This is a genomic window from Kribbella albertanoniae, from assembly GCF_004348455.1.
GTDB lineage: Bacteria > Actinomycetota > Actinomycetes > Propionibacteriales > Kribbellaceae > Kribbella > Kribbella albertanoniae.
Genome location: NZ_SMKA01000218.1, coordinates 1 through 16,508 on the forward strand (window position 1 = coordinate 1; position 16,508 = coordinate 16,508).

Annotated in this window: 16 protein-coding genes; 14 read left to right on the top strand and 2 right to left on the bottom strand. The window is 67.7% G+C overall.

Translation table 11 applies throughout. The features are described 5' to 3' along the window. The first annotated feature begins 66 nt into the window (after window positions 1–66). The 9 genes from E1261_RS33250 to E1261_RS33290 all read left to right on the top strand — a co-directional run bounded on the left by E1261_RS33250 (window position 67) and on the right by E1261_RS33290 (window position 9,481). Window positions 67–1,605, top strand: a complete 1,539-nt coding sequence (locus E1261_RS33250) for an ABC transporter substrate-binding protein (RefSeq protein ID WP_132413650.1) — start codon at window positions 67–69, stop codon at window positions 1,603–1,605. After that, the gene (locus E1261_RS33255; protein WP_132413651.1) at window positions 1,606–2,544 is read left to right on the top strand and encodes an ABC transporter permease; all 939 of its coding nucleotides are present in this window, start codon (window positions 1,606–1,608) and stop codon (window positions 2,542–2,544) included. After that, entirely contained in the window at window positions 2,541–3,341 is an 801-nt protein-coding gene (locus E1261_RS33260) for an ABC transporter permease (RefSeq protein ID WP_132413652.1), read from the top strand. The genes E1261_RS33255 and E1261_RS33260 overlap by 4 nt, the downstream gene beginning before the upstream one ends. A gap of 62 nt (window positions 3,342–3,403) precedes the next feature. After that, window positions 3,404–4,897: an ABC transporter ATP-binding protein gene (locus E1261_RS33265; RefSeq protein ID WP_238176579.1), complete on the top strand. Its 1,494-nt coding sequence runs from the start codon at window positions 3,404–3,406 to the stop codon at window positions 4,895–4,897. Beyond that, window positions 4,894–5,946: a pyridoxal-phosphate dependent enzyme gene (locus E1261_RS33270; protein WP_202875252.1), complete on the top strand. Its 1,053-nt coding sequence runs from the start codon at window positions 4,894–4,896 to the stop codon at window positions 5,944–5,946. Before E1261_RS33265 ends, E1261_RS33270 begins: the two co-directional genes overlap by 4 nt. A 10-nt stretch (window positions 5,947–5,956) precedes the next feature. Next, window positions 5,957–6,712 (top strand): phytanoyl-CoA dioxygenase family protein, encoded by a 756-nt coding sequence (locus E1261_RS33275; protein ID WP_132413654.1) that lies wholly within the window; start codon window positions 5,957–5,959, stop codon window positions 6,710–6,712. After that, the gene (locus tag E1261_RS33280; protein ID WP_132413655.1) at window positions 6,709–7,512 is read left to right on the top strand and encodes a Rossmann-like domain-containing protein; all 804 of its coding nucleotides are present in this window, start codon (window positions 6,709–6,711) and stop codon (window positions 7,510–7,512) included. Before E1261_RS33275 ends, E1261_RS33280 begins: the two co-directional genes overlap by 4 nt. 83 nt (window positions 7,513–7,595) lie before the next feature. After that, on the top strand, window positions 7,596–8,774 hold the full coding sequence (locus E1261_RS33285) for an MFS transporter (RefSeq protein ID WP_238176580.1): 1,179 nt from the start codon (window positions 7,596–7,598) through the stop codon (window positions 8,772–8,774). A gap of 20 nt (window positions 8,775–8,794) precedes the next feature. Next, window positions 8,795–9,481, top strand: a complete 687-nt coding sequence (locus E1261_RS33290; RefSeq protein ID WP_132413656.1) for a DUF1707 SHOCT-like domain-containing protein — start codon at window positions 8,795–8,797, stop codon at window positions 9,479–9,481. Window positions 9,482–9,613: 132 nt separating this feature from the next. On the opposite strand, the gene E1261_RS33295 is transcribed toward E1261_RS33290, so the two are convergent. Next, a complete protein-coding gene (locus tag E1261_RS33295) occupies window positions 9,614–11,296 on the bottom strand; it encodes a dolichyl-phosphate-mannose--protein mannosyltransferase (protein WP_132413657.1) in 1,683 nt (560 codons plus the stop codon). Window positions 11,297–11,390: 94 nt separating this feature from the next. On the opposite strand from E1261_RS33295, the gene E1261_RS33300 reads away from it, so the two are divergent. From E1261_RS33300 to metG, 5 genes are read left to right on the top strand one after another with little or no spacing between them, the layout of a single operon-like run. Next, window positions 11,391–11,627 carry a hypothetical protein gene (locus E1261_RS33300; RefSeq protein ID WP_132413658.1) on the top strand — a complete coding sequence of 79 codons (237 nt, stop codon included), beginning with the start codon at window positions 11,391–11,393 and terminating at the stop codon, window positions 11,625–11,627. Beyond that, window positions 11,624–12,043 carry a type II toxin-antitoxin system VapC family toxin gene (locus tag E1261_RS33305; protein WP_132413659.1) on the top strand — a complete coding sequence of 140 codons (420 nt, stop codon included), beginning with the start codon at window positions 11,624–11,626 and terminating at the stop codon, window positions 12,041–12,043. Before E1261_RS33300 ends, E1261_RS33305 begins: the two co-directional genes overlap by 4 nt. After that, complete coding sequence (gene rsmI, locus E1261_RS33310; RefSeq protein ID WP_132413660.1) at window positions 12,040–12,873, top strand: 16S rRNA (cytidine(1402)-2'-O)-methyltransferase; 834 nt, start codon at window positions 12,040–12,042, stop codon at window positions 12,871–12,873. The genes E1261_RS33305 and rsmI overlap by 4 nt, the downstream gene beginning before the upstream one ends. Window positions 12,874–12,902: 29 nt before the next feature. Then, entirely contained in the window at window positions 12,903–13,367 is a 465-nt protein-coding gene (locus E1261_RS33315; RefSeq protein ID WP_132413661.1) for a DUF5680 domain-containing protein, read from the top strand. Between the two features lie 42 nt (window positions 13,368–13,409). Further along, window positions 13,410–14,975, top strand: a complete 1,566-nt coding sequence (metG, locus tag E1261_RS33320; protein WP_132413662.1) for a methionine--tRNA ligase — start codon at window positions 13,410–13,412, stop codon at window positions 14,973–14,975. On the opposite strand, the gene E1261_RS33325 is transcribed toward metG, so the two are convergent. Next, entirely contained in the window at window positions 14,972–16,165 is a 1,194-nt protein-coding gene (locus E1261_RS33325; RefSeq protein ID WP_132413663.1) for an NAD(P)/FAD-dependent oxidoreductase, read from the bottom strand. The two genes, metG and E1261_RS33325, sit on opposite strands and share 4 nt — an antisense overlap. Between the last annotated feature and the right edge of the window lie 343 nt (window positions 16,166–16,508).

Consider the following 16,508-nt stretch of genomic DNA (forward strand, 5'->3'; position numbering starts at 1 on the left):
GGAAAGAATGAGGGCGTCACTGTTCAGATGCGCGCTGAATTGACAATCGTTTTCACTAACGTGAGGATGGTGCGCGTGTCCAATGCGCTGAATCGACGTGGATTTCTGGGCCTTGCCGGCGCGTTGGGGGTGGCGGCGCTGAGTGGGTGTGGCGGCAGTCCCGCGGGCTCCCAGCCGAAGGCCGGTGGCCGCTTGCGGGCGGTGTACGCCGGGGGTGGGGCGAAGGAGGTGCTCGACCCGCACGTGCAGAGTTTGTTCGTGGACATTGCCCGGCACAAGGCGATGTACGAGAAGCTCGTGGAGCTCGGGCCGGATCTGAAGCCGGTGCCGCGGCTCGCGGAGAAGTGGGAGCACGACGGCAAGGCGCTCACCTGGCGGTTCTCGCTGCGGGACGCGACCTTCCACGACGGCAGCAAGCTGACCGCCGAGGACGTGCTGTACAGCCTGGCCCGGATCGCGGACCCCGCCGTACCGGATCGGGTTGCGCAGTCGTCGCTCGCGACGCTCGACCTGCGTCGGTCTAAGGCGGTCGATCCGCGGACGGTTGAGCTCGTGCTGTCGGCGCCGAATGCGGAGTTTCCCGCGTTGCTGGCGGGGATCGGGACGCAGATCGTGCGGGACGGGTTCAAGGATCCGACCAAGCCGGTCGGCACCGGAGCATTCAAGTTCGTCTCGTTCGAGGCCGGGCGATCGATGGTCGCAAGCCGGTACGACGGCTACTGGGACGGTACGGCGAAGATCGAGGAGCTGCACGTGTTGTCGGCCGACGCCGAGGCGCGGGCGAACGCCGTACAGGGTGGGCAGGCGGAGTACGCGAATGACATGACCGCGACGTTCGCCCGGACTGCCGAGGCTGGGAAGTCGGTGCGGATCGTGGCCGCGAAGGCGAGCACGATGCAGGCGTTCGTGATGAAGGTGGACCAGGCGCCGTTCGACAACCCGGATGTGCGGCTGGCGTTCAAGCTGCTGGCGGATCGGCAGCGGCTGGTCGACGTCGTACTGGCTGGGCGTGGGACCGTCGGGAACGACCTGTTCGGTAAGGGGTTCCAGTACTACCCGGAGCAGCTGCCGCAGCGGGAGCGGGATCTCGATGAGGCCAAGGCGCTGCTGAAGAAGGCCGGCCTGGTGAACAAGGAGATCGAGATCTTCACTGCCGACGCGTCGGCCGGGTTCGTCGAGGCGGCGACGCTGTTCGCCGAGCAGGTGGCGGAGGCCGGAGTGAAGCTCAAGGTCACGACCGGGAGCCCGCAGACCTACGCGAAGGACCTGCTCACGAAGGGGGCCATTGGCAACCATCGGTCCGGCGCGATGCCGATCCCGCAGTACGTGACTGATCGGCTGCTGTCGAAGTCGCCCTTCAACGTGACGCACTGGCGGAAGCCGGCCTTCGACGAGGCCTTCGCGGCGGCGCAGGTGCAGACCGACGAAACCGCGCGAGCGACCAAGTACGGCGAACTGCAGCAGACCCTGCGCGATGAGGGCGGCATCCTGGCTTGGGGTCTGCCCGACTACCTGGTCGCGGTTTCGCCGAAGGTTCAGGGGGTGGAGGCGGTGCCGCCGAACACTGTGGACTTCGGCCGGTTCGACAAGGTGTGGCTGGCCTGAATGCGGTCGTACGCCGCTGGGCGGGCCGCACTCGCCGTCGTTCAGCTCGCGGTGTTGTCCGTACTGGTCTTCGTGCTCACGTCGTTGCTGCCGGGCGACGCGGCCGACATGCGGTTCGACGAAACGCTGTCGCCTGAGCAGGTGTCACGGTTGCGTGAGCAGCTCGGGCTGGATCAGCCTGCGCTGGAACGGTTCCTGCATTGGTTCAGTGGGGTGCTGACGGGCGATCTCGGTACGTCGTTGATCAGCGGCGGGCCGGTGAGCGAGATCGTGCGGGATTCGGTCGGCGCCACGTTGGTGCTGACGTTGGCGACGCTCGCCGTGGTGATCCCGCTGGCTGTTGCCTTGGGCATCCTGATGGGGACCCGCGAGAACGGTCGGCTCGATCGGGCGATCACTTCGGTGACGCTGGCGTTGAGTGCGATCCCGGACTTCGTGATTGCTGTTGTGCTGGTGGCGGTCTTCTCGCTGAAACTCGGATGGTTGCCTGCTACCTGGATCGGCGGTTCGTTGCTCACCTCACCGGTCTTGCTGGTGCTGCCAGTGACTGTGCTGTTGGGGCGCACGGTGTGTCTGCTGTCCCGCCAGGTTCGCGCCGGCACCATCACCGCGTTGAACGCGGACTACGTCGTACAGGCTCGTCGGCTCGGGGTTCCGCGCCGGCGGTTGCTGCTCCGCCACGTGCTGCCGAACGCCGCCGTACCGGGTGTTCAGGAGCTGGCGCGGACCGGCGACACGCTGCTCGGTGGGGTTCTGGTCGTCGAGGCGATCTTCGCCATCCCGGGGTTCGCCACGGCGTTGGTGGATGGGGTGGAGACCCGCGATATCCCAACGGTGCAAGGGCTCACACTGGTCCTGGCCGTCGCTGCGTTGTTGATCAACCTGGGGGCCGACCTCGTCTGCAACCGTCTGGTACCCCGAACGGAGCTGCTCCGATGAGGGCGCGCATCCCGTTGGCGATCTCGGTGGTACTCGTGGTCGTGCCGCTGTTCATCGCTCTCTTCGGACCGCTCATCTCGGTCGACAGCAACAAGGCCGGCCTGCCGTACTCCGCGGACGGCGTGCTCGGGACTGATGGGTTGGGCCGGGACGTTCTTGGGCTGCTACTGGTTGGTGGCCGGACAGCTCTCGGTATGGCGTTCGGCGCGGTCCTGATCGCTTACGCGGTCGGCGGGTTGATCGGGCTGGTGGCTGCGTCGACCCGGCATCGATGGCTGGACGAGGTGCTGATCCGGCCGCTCGACGTACTGCTCCCGTTGCCGTCGTTGCTGGTGATCAGCGTGGTCGCGGTCGGGTGGCAGGCGTCCGCGCCGGCGATCACGCTGGCCGTTGCCATGGTCAACGTTCCGACCGTGGCCCGGTTGGTGCGAGCGGCCGCGCTGGATGCCGCGAGTTCGCCGGTGGTCGAGGCGCTCCGGATGCAAAGGGAGTCCTGGGCAACCATTCAGCTCGGGTACGTCGGTCGCGCGGTCATCGGGCCGGTGGCGGCCGACATCGGTACCCGGATCACGCTGGCCGTCTTCCTGGTTGCCTCGGTCAACTTCCTCGGCCTCGGCCTCAGCCCAACCGCCTCGGACTGGGCAGTCAGCGTCTCCCGCAACCGCGAAGGACTCCTCCTGCAACCCTGGTCGGTCCTCGCCCCGGCAATTCTGCTGGTCTCCTTCACCCTAGGCTTCAATCTCCTGGCCGACCGCCTGGTCCACCACACCCGCCGTCTGGCGGTGAGCCCGGTATGAGCCCGCTCGCCAAGGTCACTGGGTTGAGTGCAACGGCCGGATCCGCTGTGCTGGTGGATGGGGTGAGCTTTGAGGTGTTCGCCGGTGAGGTGACGGCTCTCGTCGGCGCATCGGGGTCGGGGAAGACCACCTCGGCGCTTGCGTTGTTGGGGGAGAGCGGGAGCGGCGTTCGGCTTGAGGGCGACGTGGTTGTCGACGGCGAGGTCGTTGTCGACAGCAACGGGCCTACCGCAAAAGCTGAGCGTCTCAGGGGACGTGCGGTTGCTTATATGCCCCAGCATCCGGGCAGTGCGCTCAACCCCGCACGTCGGGTCGGTGCGACGTTGCGCGAGTTGGAGCGGCTGCATCACCCGGGGCAGTCGGTCGTGCAGGATGCGTTGCGGGGCGCTCAGGTACCGGGGAACCGGGAGACGCTAAGACGGTTTCCGCATCAGTTCTCCGGGGGCCAGCGGCAGCGGGTTGCGCTAGCGCAGGCGTTGACCTGCCGGCCGAAGGTACTGGTGCTCGACGAACCGAGCACCGGGCTCGACTCGATCACCCGGCTCCAGCTGGCGGGCGAACTACGCGAGCTTGCCGAAGGCGGCCTCGGCATCCTGCTGCTGAGCCACGATCTCGGCCTGGTCCGCGAGCTGGCCACCCACGTCGTCGTACTGAATGCCGGCCAGGTGATCGCATTCGGCGGCACCGACGTCCTCCCGTCGAGCTGGGAACCGCAATCGACGGGAACCACCTCGGCGGGCAAGCCGTTGCTCCAGGCAATGAACCTGTCCGCGTCGATCCGCCCCCGCGGCCGCATCCCAGTTCTCCATGACGTCGATCTCACTGTCGATGCAGGGAACAGCGTCGGCGTGGTCGGCCGTTCCGGCAGCGGCAAGACGACGCTCGCCCGCTGCCTGGCCGGCCTGCACGAACGCAGTACCGGCCAACTCCTGCTCGACGGCGAACCACTCCCGGTCCTCCGGAAGCGCACCCGGGAGCAGAACCGCCGCGTCCAGTACGTCTGGCAGGAAGTCCGCGGTTCCTTCGACGAACGCCGCCCGGTCGACCAGCAAGTCGCCCGGACCGCACAACGTCTCCGCGATCTGCCGCCCGACCAAGCGCATGCCGAAGCCGTCGCCACGCTGGCCCGTCTCGGCGTCTCCGCGATGACGGCGGCCCGTCCGCCGAGCCGCCTGTCCGGTGGCGAGCTCCAACGTGCAGCCCTCGCACGAGCCGTGCTCGCCGAGCCCGACGTACTGATCTGCGACGAGATCACCACCGCACTCGACGACGACGGTACGGCGCTCGTCGTCGACCTGCTCGCCGAGCTGAAGACCCGCGGTACGGCGCTGGTCTGGATCGGCCACGACCTCGGTCTGGTCGCGGCGGTCACCGATCACGTGCTGGTGATCGACGACGGCCGCATCGTCGAACAAGGCCCACCCGCAACCGTGATGACCGCACCGCAGCACGAACTGACCCGGCGGCTGGTGAGCGCAGCCCGCCTGGGTCGGCCCGAAACGCCGCCCACCCCGCCCTCCGATACTGCCGACACGAGGAGCGAACCGCGGCGATGAAGTCTGCGCGACTGCACGATCACCTGGCGGAGGCGATCAAGGACCCGGACCCGATCAGGGTCGGGGACGACCTGATCTGCCTGCGGTTCGAGACGATGAAGGTCTACTCCGCGCTCGGCGCCGTCCGGCATCTGCTGGAGACCGGCGTGGTCCGGCCCGGGGACACGCTGATCGACAGCTCGAGCGGGATCTATGCGCACGCGCTCGCCCTGGCCTGCCATCGGTACGGGATGCGCTGTCACATCGTCGGCTCGACCACGGTCGACCGGACCCTGAAGATCCAGCTGGAGATCCTCGGCGCGACCGTCGAACAGGTCCCGTCGTCGAACAACCTGCAGCTGGACCAGAACCTGCGGGTCCGCCGGATCGGCGAGATCCTGCGGGACAATCCGACGTACCACTGGATGCAGCAGTACCACGACGACATCCACTACCTCGGGTACGGCGCAGTGGCGGATCTGGTCGCGGAGCTGGTGCCGGACGGGCCGTTGTGCCTGGTCGGCGGGGTCGGGACCGGGGCGTCGACCGGCGCGATCGCGGAGTACCTGCGCAATCGTGGGCGGGACGTGAATCTGGTCGGCGTGCAGCCGTTCGGGAGTATCACCTTCGGGGCCGGGCACACGAAGGATCCGGAGATGATCATCGCCGGGATCGGCAGCTCGATCGAGTTCCGCAATGTCCGGCACGAGCTGTACGACCGGTTGCACTGGGTGTCGTTCGACTACGCGATGTCGGCGGCGGTCGACCTGCTGCGGACGTCCGGGGTGTTCGCCGGGCTGTCGGCGGGCGCGGCGTACCTGACCGCATTGTGGGAACACGCCTGTGACAGCGCCCGGACGCACGTCTTCCTGGCCGCCGACACCGGCACCCGGTACGTCGAGTCCGCTTTTTCCCGTCATGCCGAGGCTTTGCCGATGGCGTCGATGCGGCCGCACGAGATCGACTCGCTGGATGAGCTCGCGGTGCCGTGGTCGGCGATGTCCTGGGATCGCCGGGAACCGGCAGTGAGTCGTCGCGTGGAGTTTCCATCCGCGACCCCGTCGCATTAACGTAGGTGAGGTGACGGGGTATGTGCTGCTCGAATCGTTGTTCACGGCCACGGAGGTTGAGCGCCTCAGGGGCGTGGCCGAGCAGGTCCACGTCGAGATCGTTGCCGCAGCCGAAGCCGGTGAGACCGACGTGACCGTCTGGCCGGACGGACACCGGCTGGAGAAGGTCCGCGGTACGACGATCCACTGGGAACCGGACGCGGTCGGCAAGGCGGTCCGCAGCCTGTCACCGGTCTCGCAGTTGCACCCGGCGCTGGACGAGTTGTGGGACGAGCCGCGACTCGTCGAGCCGATGAGTTCGTTGATCGGGGCAAAGGCCGGCCGGTTCGTCGCGAAGCTGAACTTCAAGCGGGCCGGCGTCGGCTCGGAGTTCGCCTGGCATCAGGATTTCCCGTACTGGTACTGCTGCGCCGGGGACGCGGCGTACGACATCGCCACCGCGATCGTCATGCTCGACGACAACACCGTCGCGAACGGCGCCATGACGCTCATCCCGGGCAGCCCGTCGGAGGGCCCGGTACGGCGGGATCCCCGGGAGCCGACCGGATTGCTGGTCGACCCAACCGCCGTTGACGTGCGACGCGCGGTCACCGTCGAGGCGCCCGCGGGTTCGGTGCTGATGTTCCCGGGGCTGATGGTGCATCGCTCCGCTCCCAACCGCACCGCCACCGATCGTCGCTCCCTCCTGTACTGCTTCCAGCCTGAAGGTCGTCCCGAGTTGTCCGCCCTCACCTACGACCCCGAAAGGCTGGCCCGCCTGCCATGACCGTTTCCGAACTCACCCAAGCCGTACTGGACGGCGCCCACGGTCCCGACCCGGCCACGTTGTCGGTGACCAGCGCGTTCTGGTTGCACCACACGACGCGGCTGCCCGGGGCCGACGTCACCTACCGCAACTATTACGTGCTGCTGCGGGTGGACGAGGTGTTCGGTGCCTGCTCGTTCGAGTCCGGTGAGCTAGAGCCGACGTACTGCGCGGACACGTCCGGTCGCACGTTGGCCGACGTACTGCGATCTGACGACCCACTGCCGGTGCGCATCGCCGCACTGGACGCCTACCTGGCCGCGGTCGAGCCGCATCACCTGGCAGCCCGTGCCGAGGAAGTCGTCCTGCCAGCTGGTACGCCGGATGTCCGAGCCCGTGCTCGGGATGCTGCTGTGGCTGGGTTGCTGGACGTTGCCGACGGCACCAAGGTTGCGTTGATCGGTGTGGTCAATCCGTTGGTGGACGCAATCACTTCCCGTGGTGGCGTCTGCCTCCCGTGCGACTTCAACCTCCGCGAGACTGCGTCGGGATTGCCGGTATCCCGCGACATGCTCGAGGTGATCGATGCCGCCGATGCCGTCGTCGCCACCGGAATGACGTTGTCCAACGGCTCCTTCGACATCCTGCTGAGTCGTTGCCGTGAGCAATCGAAACCGCTCGCCATCTATGCTCAGACCGGAAGCGCCGTCGCCCGCGCGTTCCTCGGTTCCGGCGTCACTGCTCTCTCTGCCGAACCCTTCCCTTTCTCGCAGTTCTCCGCCCGCCCCACGTCCCTCTACCGCTACAGGATCGACGAATGAACACCCCACCCCAAGGTTCGTTGCCCGCAGCCCCCGTCTTGACGCCAGGCGGAGGCGCGCTACCCAGTAGACCCATCGAGGAAGTGCCGAGCGACTGGCGGATGGCGCGGCGGCTGTGGCCGTTCCTGCTCGCCTCGACCGTGAGCCTGATTCCGTTCACGGTGTTCGGGATGTACCTGGTGCCGATCGCGGCGGCGGCAGACGGGAACGTGGCGGAGATCGGCGGGCTGCGGGGGCTCGGTGGTCTGGCTGCGTTGGTGGTCGGGTTCGCGTTGGCGCCGTTGATCGACCGGTTGGCGCGGGAGTTGGTGGCGGCCGGTGGGCTGGCACTGCTTGGTGTGTCCGCGCTGTTGGGTGCCATCGGCAACGTTTGGGCGCTGGCCACGTTCTGCCTGCTGATCGGGGCCTCCACCTCGGTCTTGGCGCCGTCGATCGGCGCGGCCGCGGCGGACCGGTTCCGGTCGCCGGCTGCGGCGGGGCGGGCGGCGACGCTGGTGTCCGCGACCACCTCGGCGATGGCGATGCTCGCTGCGCCGGTGCTCGCCGTACCGGGGCTGTGGTGGGGCTGGCGCGGCAACCTGATCGCGGCCGCGGTGATCTCGCTGACCCTGTCGGCCGCGTTCTTCTGGCGCGGTCGCGGCCGGAAGGCGCCGCTGCGGGCTGATGGTGCACCGCGGATGAGCTACCTCGCGACGTACCGCGAGCTCGGCCGGATCCCAGGCGCCGTACCGCTGCTCGTGGTCGCGATGCTGCGGACCGCGGCCTTCATGGGCTACCTGGCGTACCTGGCCGCGTTCTACGACGAGAAGTTCGATCTGGCGCCCGGCTGGTTCGCGCTGGTCTGGTCGCTGAGCGGTGCCTCGTTCTTCATCGGCAACCTGCTGTCCGGCCGCTACCTCGCCCTCGACCGTCCGTGGATCGGGCCGGAACGGATGCTGCTGCTCGGTCTCGGAGTCGCGCTCGTCAGCGTCTCGGCGTTCTACTTCTCGCCGACCATCCCGCTGACGTTGCTGCTCACGGCATTGATGGGCGCCAGCCACGCGGTCGTCGCCGCCTGCGTCACCACCCTGCTGGTACGGCGAAGTGGCGACCTGCGCGGATCGGCGCTGAGCGTGAACGCGGCCGGGATGAGCCTCGGGACGTTTCTCGGCGCAGCGCTCGGTGGTCTCGGGCTCGGCCTCGGTGGATACCCCGGGACGGCCCTGACTTTCGCCTCGATCACCCTGATTGCGGTCGTTTGCGCACTGCGCGTACGCCGTTAGGCGATATATCGTTCCGTCTTATGGAGAATCTGCCCGACCGCCCGAACCCGCACGCGCATCTGCGCGCGTCCGACATCGACCGCGACCAGGTCGTCGACGTCCTGCGGGACGCGCTGATGACGGGCCGGCTGAGCCAGGACGAACACGCGGAGCGGCTCGAGCAGACCCTGCAGGCCCGCACGCTCGGCGAGCTCGAGCCGATCACCAGCGATCTCCTGGTGCCCGACGGTCACCAGCCGCCGGTCCCGTCGAACGTGCCGATGCGGGCGGTGTCGAACAGCCCGGTCCCGATCGAGGAACCCGCCAACGCCGACGACAGTTTCACCACCATGGTCGCGATCTTCGGTGGCGTCGAGCGCAAGGGCAGTTGGCGGGTGAAGCGGCGTACCAATGCCTTCGCGGTGTTCGGCGGCCAGGACCTCGACATGACGGACGCCGTCTTCGAGGGCCGCGAGGTGACCATCTGGGCGTTCGCGGTCTTCGGCGGCATCGACATCACCGTCCCCGAAGGTGTCACCATCCGCAACGAAGGCGTCGGCATCTTCGGCGGCTTCGCAGCCAACGGCAGCGAGACCCCACACCCCGACGCCCCCACCGTCGTGGTCAAAGGCCTGGCCCTCTTCGGCGGCGTCGGCGGCCAGTCCGCCGCCAAACGCCACAAAAAACGCTTCCGCGACGGCCACGGCCACGGACACCTCGGCCACTGACCACCCCCGACATCACAACGTCCGAAGGATCGGAGGAGGGCCCTCCGTTCTTTCGGACGTTGTGTCAGCGCAGCCGCTAACGTCCGAAGATGCGGAGGAGGGCCCTCCGTTCTTTCGGACGTTGTGGACGGGTCAGATCCAGGTTTTGAACCACATGCGGCTGAGCCAGTCGGGGTGCGGGAGGACCTGGTCGGTGAGGATCGGCCAGATGTAGGCGAAGTTGAGGACGACCAGGACGACGAAGGCGCCGACGATGGCGCTGCCGATCAGACGGCGGGGGGCCGCGGTGCCTTCGAGAGTTTTGGCCGGGCCGAGGATCTTGCCCAGGACCAGGGCTACCGCCATCACGGTGAACGGGATCATCGTGACGGCGTAGAAGAAGAAGATCGGTCTGTCGTCGTAGGCGAACCAGGGCACCCAGCAGGTGACGAAACCGATCACCGGTACGCCGAATCGCCAGTCCCGCTGGCCTACCCAGAGCACCACCGCGGCGAGCAGGGCGAGAGCGCCGCCCCACCACAGGATCGGCGTACCGATGGCGGAGATCACCGACAGGCAGTTCGAACCGGCTGGTGGGTTGCAGCCGGGGGAGCCGGGCTTGATGTCGTTGACGGCGTCGAAGCCGATCGGGCGGGCGATGATCGGCCAGCCGGCCGGGTTCGAGGCGTACGGGTGGGTGGCCTTCTTGATGTAGTCGCCGGTGTGGAACTCGTAGACCTCTTGGTGGTAGTGAATCAGCGACCGGAAGTCGTCCGGGACCACCTTCATGATCCCGGTCGCCGGGTTCTTCGAGGCGTAGTCGTGGGAGTAGGCGTTGTCGTGCAGCAGCCAGCCGGTCCAGGTCGCGGTGTAGGTGATACCGGCGACCAGGACGATGCTGACGAACGCCGGGATGCCGTCGACCAGCACCGACTTCACGAACGTGAACCGCGACCCGAGCGCCCGGCGGGCCCCGAAGTCCCACGCGAACACCAGGATGCCGAACGCGGCCAGCACCCAGACCGCCGACCACTTGGTGCCGAGCGCGAGCCCGAAGCAGACCCCGGCCAGGATCCGCCACGGCCGGATCAGCAGCCAGCGACCGAACTTCCGGGGACCGAAGTCCGTCTGTTGCTTGGCCAGCGAGTCCGCGTGCCGGCGGCGGGTCCAGTCCCGGTCACAGACCAGGCAGGAGACGGCCGCAACCAGCCAGAACGCGAGGAACACGTCGAGCAGCGCGACCCGCGACATCACGAAGTGCAGCCCGTCGACCGCGAGCAGCAGCCCGGCGATCGCACCGATCAGTGTGGACCGGGTCATCCGCCGTACCGTCCGGATCACCAGGAGAACAGTCAGCGTGCCGAACAGCGCCGGCATGAACCGCCACCCGAACGGCGTCATCCCGAACAGCTGCTCACCGCCGGCGATCATCCACTTGCCGACCTCGGGGTGCACGGTCAGGCTCGGGGTGTCCTTGAAGACGTCCAGGTTCCCGGCCAGGATCGCCTTGTCGGCGGCCCCCTCGGGCTGGTCGATGAACTGCCGCGCGTACCCGAACTTGAGCAGGCTGTACGCGTCCTTGGCGTAGTACGTCTCGTCGAAGACGAACTTCACCGGGTTGGCCAGATCCCAGAACCGCAGGAACCCGGCCAGCGCGGTGATCACCAGCGTCGCGATCCACCCGCCCTCGAAGTCCTTCGGCATCGCCGGATACAACCGCTCCCGCAGCGACGGCAACCGCCTTCCGAGCACATCCCTGCCCAGCGCCTCGCGCTCCTCGGCAGTGTCCCCCCGCCGCGCAGTCCCGTCCTCGATCAAGGCAGTCACGCCCGCCATCGTACGGAGCCCCCGGGAGCACCGCCTCCTCCCCTCGCAGGAAGTGCCTGTGGATAACTGAAAACCGTCGGCAGAACCTCCTACACTGAGTCACATGAGCACGCCGAAAGAAGACCTGCAGGCCCTGGTCGATTCGATGTCTGACAGCGTTGCGGCTGATGTCTTGCCGAGAATCCGTCTGATCAAGCTGGAGGCGGAGGCACGGGCTGAGCGCACGACACCGTCGGCCTGGCCGCCTGCCTGGGTGGGATCGGTCGACGGGACCAGCCCGGACTTTTCGGAACGCATCGACGAGATGCTGGCTGAAGGACTCGGACGCAGCCCGAAGTGATTGTCGTAGATACCGGCCCGATCGTTGCCGCTGCGCTCACGGCGGACATCAATCACCGCCGCTGCGTCGACCTGTTCGCATCACTCCGCCTGAACAACGAGCAACTGGTGATACCGCCATTCGTGGTCACGGAGGTGTGTTATCTGCTGGCAAAGGCGGGCGGCTCCAAGTCGGAGATGGCCTTCGTTCGATCGCTGGCTGCCGGCGACTTCACCATCGCAAGCACCACAGCGAGTGCGCTCGACAGGATGGCTGACTTGATCGGTCAGTATGCCGATCTTCCTCTTGGCCTGGCCGATGCCTCCGTGATCACGCTCGCGGAACAGCTGGACCTTCGAGAGGTGGCAACGCTGGATCGACGTCGCTTCTCCGTTGTTCGGCCCCGTCACGTCAATGCATTCACTCTCCTCCCGTGACCGGGCGATTGGTGTTGGCGGGGACGCCTATTGGGGACGTGTCGGATGCTTCGCCGCGGTTGGCGCGGGTGTTGGGGGCGGCGGATGTGGTGGCTGCGGAGGATACGCGGCGGCTGCGGCGGTTGACGGGGGATCTGGGGATCAGCCTGAGTGGGCGGGTGGTCAGCTACTTCGAGGGGAACGAGCGGGAGCGGACGCCGGAGCTGCTGGCGGCGCTTCAAGCCGGCCAGACCGTGGTTGTCGTGACGGATGCGGGGATGCCGAGCGTTTCGGATCCGGGGTACCGGCTGGTCGCGGCCGCGATCGACGCTGAGATCGAGGTGACCGCCGTACCGGGGCCGTCGGCGGTGCTCACGGCGCTGGCGCTGAGCGGGCTGCCGGTGGACCGGTTCACCTTCGAGGGGTTCCTGCCGCGGAAGCCGGGGGAGCGGTTGCGGCGGCTGACCGAGCTGGCCGACGAGCCCCGGACGATGGTGTTCTTCGAGGCCCCGCACCGGCTGACCCAGTCGCTCGAGGCGATGGCCGAGGCCTTCGGCGACGATCGCCGTACGGCGGTCTGCCGGGAGCTCACGAAGACGTACGAGGAGGTCAAGCGCGGCCCGGTCGCGGATCTCGTCGCCTGGTCGAAGGACGGCGTACGGGGTGAGATCACCGTCGTCGTGTCCGGCGCCGACCCGGCCAAAGTCGTCACTCCGGAGGACCTGGCCCGCGAGGTCGCCGTCGACGAAGAAGCAGGCACCCCCCGCAAACAAGCTATCTCCGACGTCGCCAAACGCTTCAACGTCCCCAAGCGGACCGTGTACGACGCCGTACTCGCCAACCGCAAGTAACTGTCGGACCCGCCTGATAGTCGTTGGGTGTGATCAGCGACAGCGACCTTGAGGCGTTCATCGTCCGCGCCAAAGCGGCGACGTACGCCGGTGACGGCAACTTCGCCGAGCTCAGCCGCCCCGCGGCCCACGACCTGCGCTTCAGCGACGGCGATCTGAGCTATCTCGACAGCTACTTCGGCGACGCCGACTTCCTCGGCCAGGAGGTTGTCCACGCCGCCGGTCGGCCGATCTGGGGGATGAACTACTACGGCTTCCTCCTCGAGCCCGGCCGCCTGACCGCGGCCGACGCCGGCCGGCTGATCAAACAGGCGCTGACCGCCCTGTACGCCGAGGCTCGCTTCCTCGGCGGGTTCACGTACTGCGACGGCGGGCTCACCTATCTCGACGAGAACACCGGCGGAGTCGGGAGGTTCGAGGGCGTCGAGCACATCAGCGGCCCGGACGGGACGCCGTACTACCGGCTGCGCTACCACGGCGGGCGGATTGTTTGAGGTGTGGTCAAGAGGCCTGACGGGCGGCACTACGCTTGGAGCATGTCCGACAAGGCCTATTACGTCACGACCCCGATCTACTACGTCACGGCGCCGCCGCATATCGGTAGTGCCTACACGACGGTGGCCGGGGATGTTCTGACTCGTTGGCACGCGCAGCGTGGTGAGCGGAAGTGGTACCTGACGGGTACCGACGAGCACGGCGAGAAGGTGATGCGCAGCGCTGAGGCGCAGGGCATGTCGCCGCAGGCGTGGACGGACAAGCTGGTCGAGGAGTCCTGGAAGCCCGCGTGGGTCGACGTCGACATCGCGTACGACGACTTCATCCGGACCACCGAGCAGCGGCACACCGAGCGGGTCCGCGAGTTCTGGCAGAAGCTGTACGACAAGGGTGACGTCTACAAGGGCGAGTACGAGGGCCTGTACTGCGTCGGCTGCGAGGAGTTCAAGCTGCCGACCGACATCCGCACGGACGAGGACGGCACCCAGCGGTGCATGATCCACGGCACCGAGCTGGAGACGGTCTCGGAGACGAACTACTTCTTCCGGCTTTCGGCGTACGGCGACCGCCTGCTCGAGCTGTACTCGGAGCAGCCTGATTTCGTGGCTCCCGCCAGCGCGCGCAACGAGGTGATCGCGTTCGTCAAGCAGGGGCTGCAGGACCTGTCGATCACCCGGTCGACCTTCGACTGGGGGATCCCGGTCCCGTGGGACGAGGACCACGTCCTCTATGTCTGGATCGACGCGCTGCTGAACTACGTGACGGCCGCGGGCTACGGCACCGACCCGAAACGGTTCGAGGAGCTGTGGCCGGCGAGCGTTCATCTGGTCGGCAAGGACATCCTCCGGTTCCACGCGGTGATCTGGCCGGCGATGCTGATGGCCGCCGAGGTCGCGACCCCGAAGCAGGTCTTCGCGCACGGCTGGCTGCTGGTCGGCGGCGAGAAGATGAGCAAGTCGAAGCTGACCGCGATCGCTCCGCACGAGATCACCGACCACTTCGGTTCGGACGCCTTCCGCTACTACTTCCTGCGGACGATCCAGTTCGGCTCGGACGGCTCGTTCTCCTGGGAGCACTTGAGCGCGGTCTACACCTCCGAGCTCGCCAACGGCCTGGGGAACCTGGCCAGCCGGATCGCGGCCATGATCGGCAAGTACTTCGACGGTGCGCTCCCCGAGGCGACCGAGCACGGACCGGCCGAGCAGGCGCTGGCCGACAAGCTCAGCCAGACGGTCGCCACCGCCGAGCAGGCGATCGAGACCCTGGCCTTCCACGACGCCCTGGCTGCCATCAACGACCTGGTCGGCGCGGTCAACGGCTACGTCTCCGAGCAGGAGCCGTGGAAGGTGGCCAAGGACGAGTCCCAGCGGGCCCGCCTGGCCACGATCCTTTACACGTCCGCCGAGGTTCTGCGGGCGGTCGCCGTACTGCACAACCCGACGATGCCGAAGACGTCCGAGAAGCTGTGGACGCTCCTCGGCGCCGAGGCCAAGCTCGGCCCGCTCGGGGACCAGCGCGTCCAGGACGCCGGCACCTGGGGCCAGCTCCCCGCGGGCTCGGTCCTGACGAAGGGCGACCCGCTCTTCCCCCGGCTCGAAGAGGCCTAAGCAACCGTCCGCAGCCGACCATGTCCCGCCGACGTGGCCGGCTGCTGGGCGACCCGCCGACGGCGGACCGGCATTCCGAGGGTCGGGTTGGCGACGCCGACGTACGCGCCCCAGCAGATGATCTCCTTGTAGGCAGCGGCTGCCCGGCCGCGGAGCGAGTACTTCTTGGTCCGGTCGTCCGCGGTGACGAACTGGATGAGCCCTTCGTTGCGCCCGAGGCTGATGCACTGCTGGAAGTAGCGGATGGTCGTGTTCGGGAGCTTCCCGCCGGTCAGCCGCGCCGCGATCGCATCGGCTGCCTGGTACGCCGTGAAGGTTCCGGATGCGCACGACATCCGCAGCGGTTGCCCGCTGGAGCCGTTGGCCTGGGCCGCGTCGCCGACCGCGTACACGTCCGGGTGCGAGACCGACGCCATCATGTCGTCCACGAGGATCTGACCGTTCGCGAGCGTCTCGAGGGTCGTGGCTGCTGCGATCGGGTGCACCGCGAAACCGGTGGTCCAGACGGTCACTGCGGACGGAATCGCCGTACCGTCCGCGGTGATGACGGCGTCGGCCTCGACCCGGGCGACCTCGGAGTGTTCGTGGACGGTGATGCCGAGATCGGCGAAGACCTTCTGCAGGTGCTTTTGGGCCTTCGGCGAGACCCAGTCGCCCAGACCGCCGGCGGCGACCAGGGAGACGTTCAGGTCCGGGTGTGCCTCGGCGATCTCGGTGACACCCTCGATCCCGGTCAGCCCACCGCCGACGACGGTGACCGTCCCGCCGGCCGGTAGCTCGGCCAGCCGGTCACGCAGTTTCAGGGCACCCGGCCGGCTGGCGATCTGCTCGGCGTACTGGGCAGCGCCGGGGACGCCGTGGTCGTTCCAGTGGCTGCCGAGTGCGTAGACGAGCGTGTCGTAGGTCAGTTCCTCGGCGGTGTCGAGCGTGACGGTCTTGTCGTCGACGTTCACGCCGGACACCTTGGCCAGCTTCAGGGCGATGCCGGTTCCCTTGAACACCTCGTCGAGCGGACGCGGCTTCAGGTCCCGGCCGGCAGCCAGCTCATGCATGCGGACGCGCTCGACGAAGTCGGGCTCGGCGTTGACGACGGTGATTCCGACGTCGTCCCCATGCAGCCGCCGAGCCAGCCGCCCCGCAGCAACAGCCCCGGTGTAGCCGGCCCCAAGAACAACGATGCGGTGCTTCATGTCCGTGCTCCTCTGTCTACGTGGTTATGCCTCCTGAACCGAACAGCCCCGGGATTCCTGACAGGGTCCGGATGTGAAGCAGGTCACGCCCGTACGCCGGCGGTCGCATCCGACTGCAGCCGGGTTGGTACGGCGTTGCTCGCATCCGGCTATGGCTGGGCTCACCGCCATTTGATGGACCCCAGCCCCCCATCTGATGGGTACACCCACCCCACGGCGGGTTGGCGCACCAGAATCTGATTGGCCAACCCGCCATCTCGTGGGTATACCCATCCCGTGGTGCGGAGGGTCGCCCGGACGCGGTTCGCCAACCCACACTCGGGAGCGGGCGGCGGTGTACGCG

What these genes read in the sequence shown, in the direction of transcription:
- metG (WP_132413662.1), top strand. Translation starts at nt 13,410, where the DNA reads ATGTCCGACAAGGCCTATTACGTCACGACCCCGATCTACTACGTCACG.
- E1261_RS33255 (WP_132413651.1), top strand. Translation starts at nt 1,606, where the DNA reads ATGCGGTCGTACGCCGCTGGGCGGGCCGCACTCGCCGTCGTTCAGCTC.
- E1261_RS33280 (WP_132413655.1), top strand. Translation starts at nt 6,709, where the DNA reads ATGACCGTTTCCGAACTCACCCAAGCCGTACTGGACGGCGCCCACGGT.
- E1261_RS33290 (WP_132413656.1), top strand. Translation starts at nt 8,795, where the DNA reads ATGGAGAATCTGCCCGACCGCCCGAACCCGCACGCGCATCTGCGCGCG.
- E1261_RS33260 (WP_132413652.1), top strand. Translation starts at nt 2,541, where the DNA reads ATGAGGGCGCGCATCCCGTTGGCGATCTCGGTGGTACTCGTGGTCGTG.
- E1261_RS33295 (WP_132413657.1), bottom strand. Translation starts at nt 11,296, where the DNA reads ATGGCGGGCGTGACTGCCTTGATCGAGGACGGGACTGCGCGGCGGGGG.
- E1261_RS33300 (WP_132413658.1), top strand. Translation starts at nt 11,391, where the DNA reads ATGAGCACGCCGAAAGAAGACCTGCAGGCCCTGGTCGATTCGATGTCT.
- E1261_RS33250 (WP_132413650.1), top strand. Translation starts at nt 67, where the DNA reads ATGGTGCGCGTGTCCAATGCGCTGAATCGACGTGGATTTCTGGGCCTT.
- E1261_RS33325 (WP_132413663.1), bottom strand. Translation starts at nt 16,165, where the DNA reads ATGAAGCACCGCATCGTTGTTCTTGGGGCCGGCTACACCGGGGCTGTT.
- E1261_RS33270 (WP_202875252.1), top strand. Translation starts at nt 4,894, where the DNA reads ATGAAGTCTGCGCGACTGCACGATCACCTGGCGGAGGCGATCAAGGAC.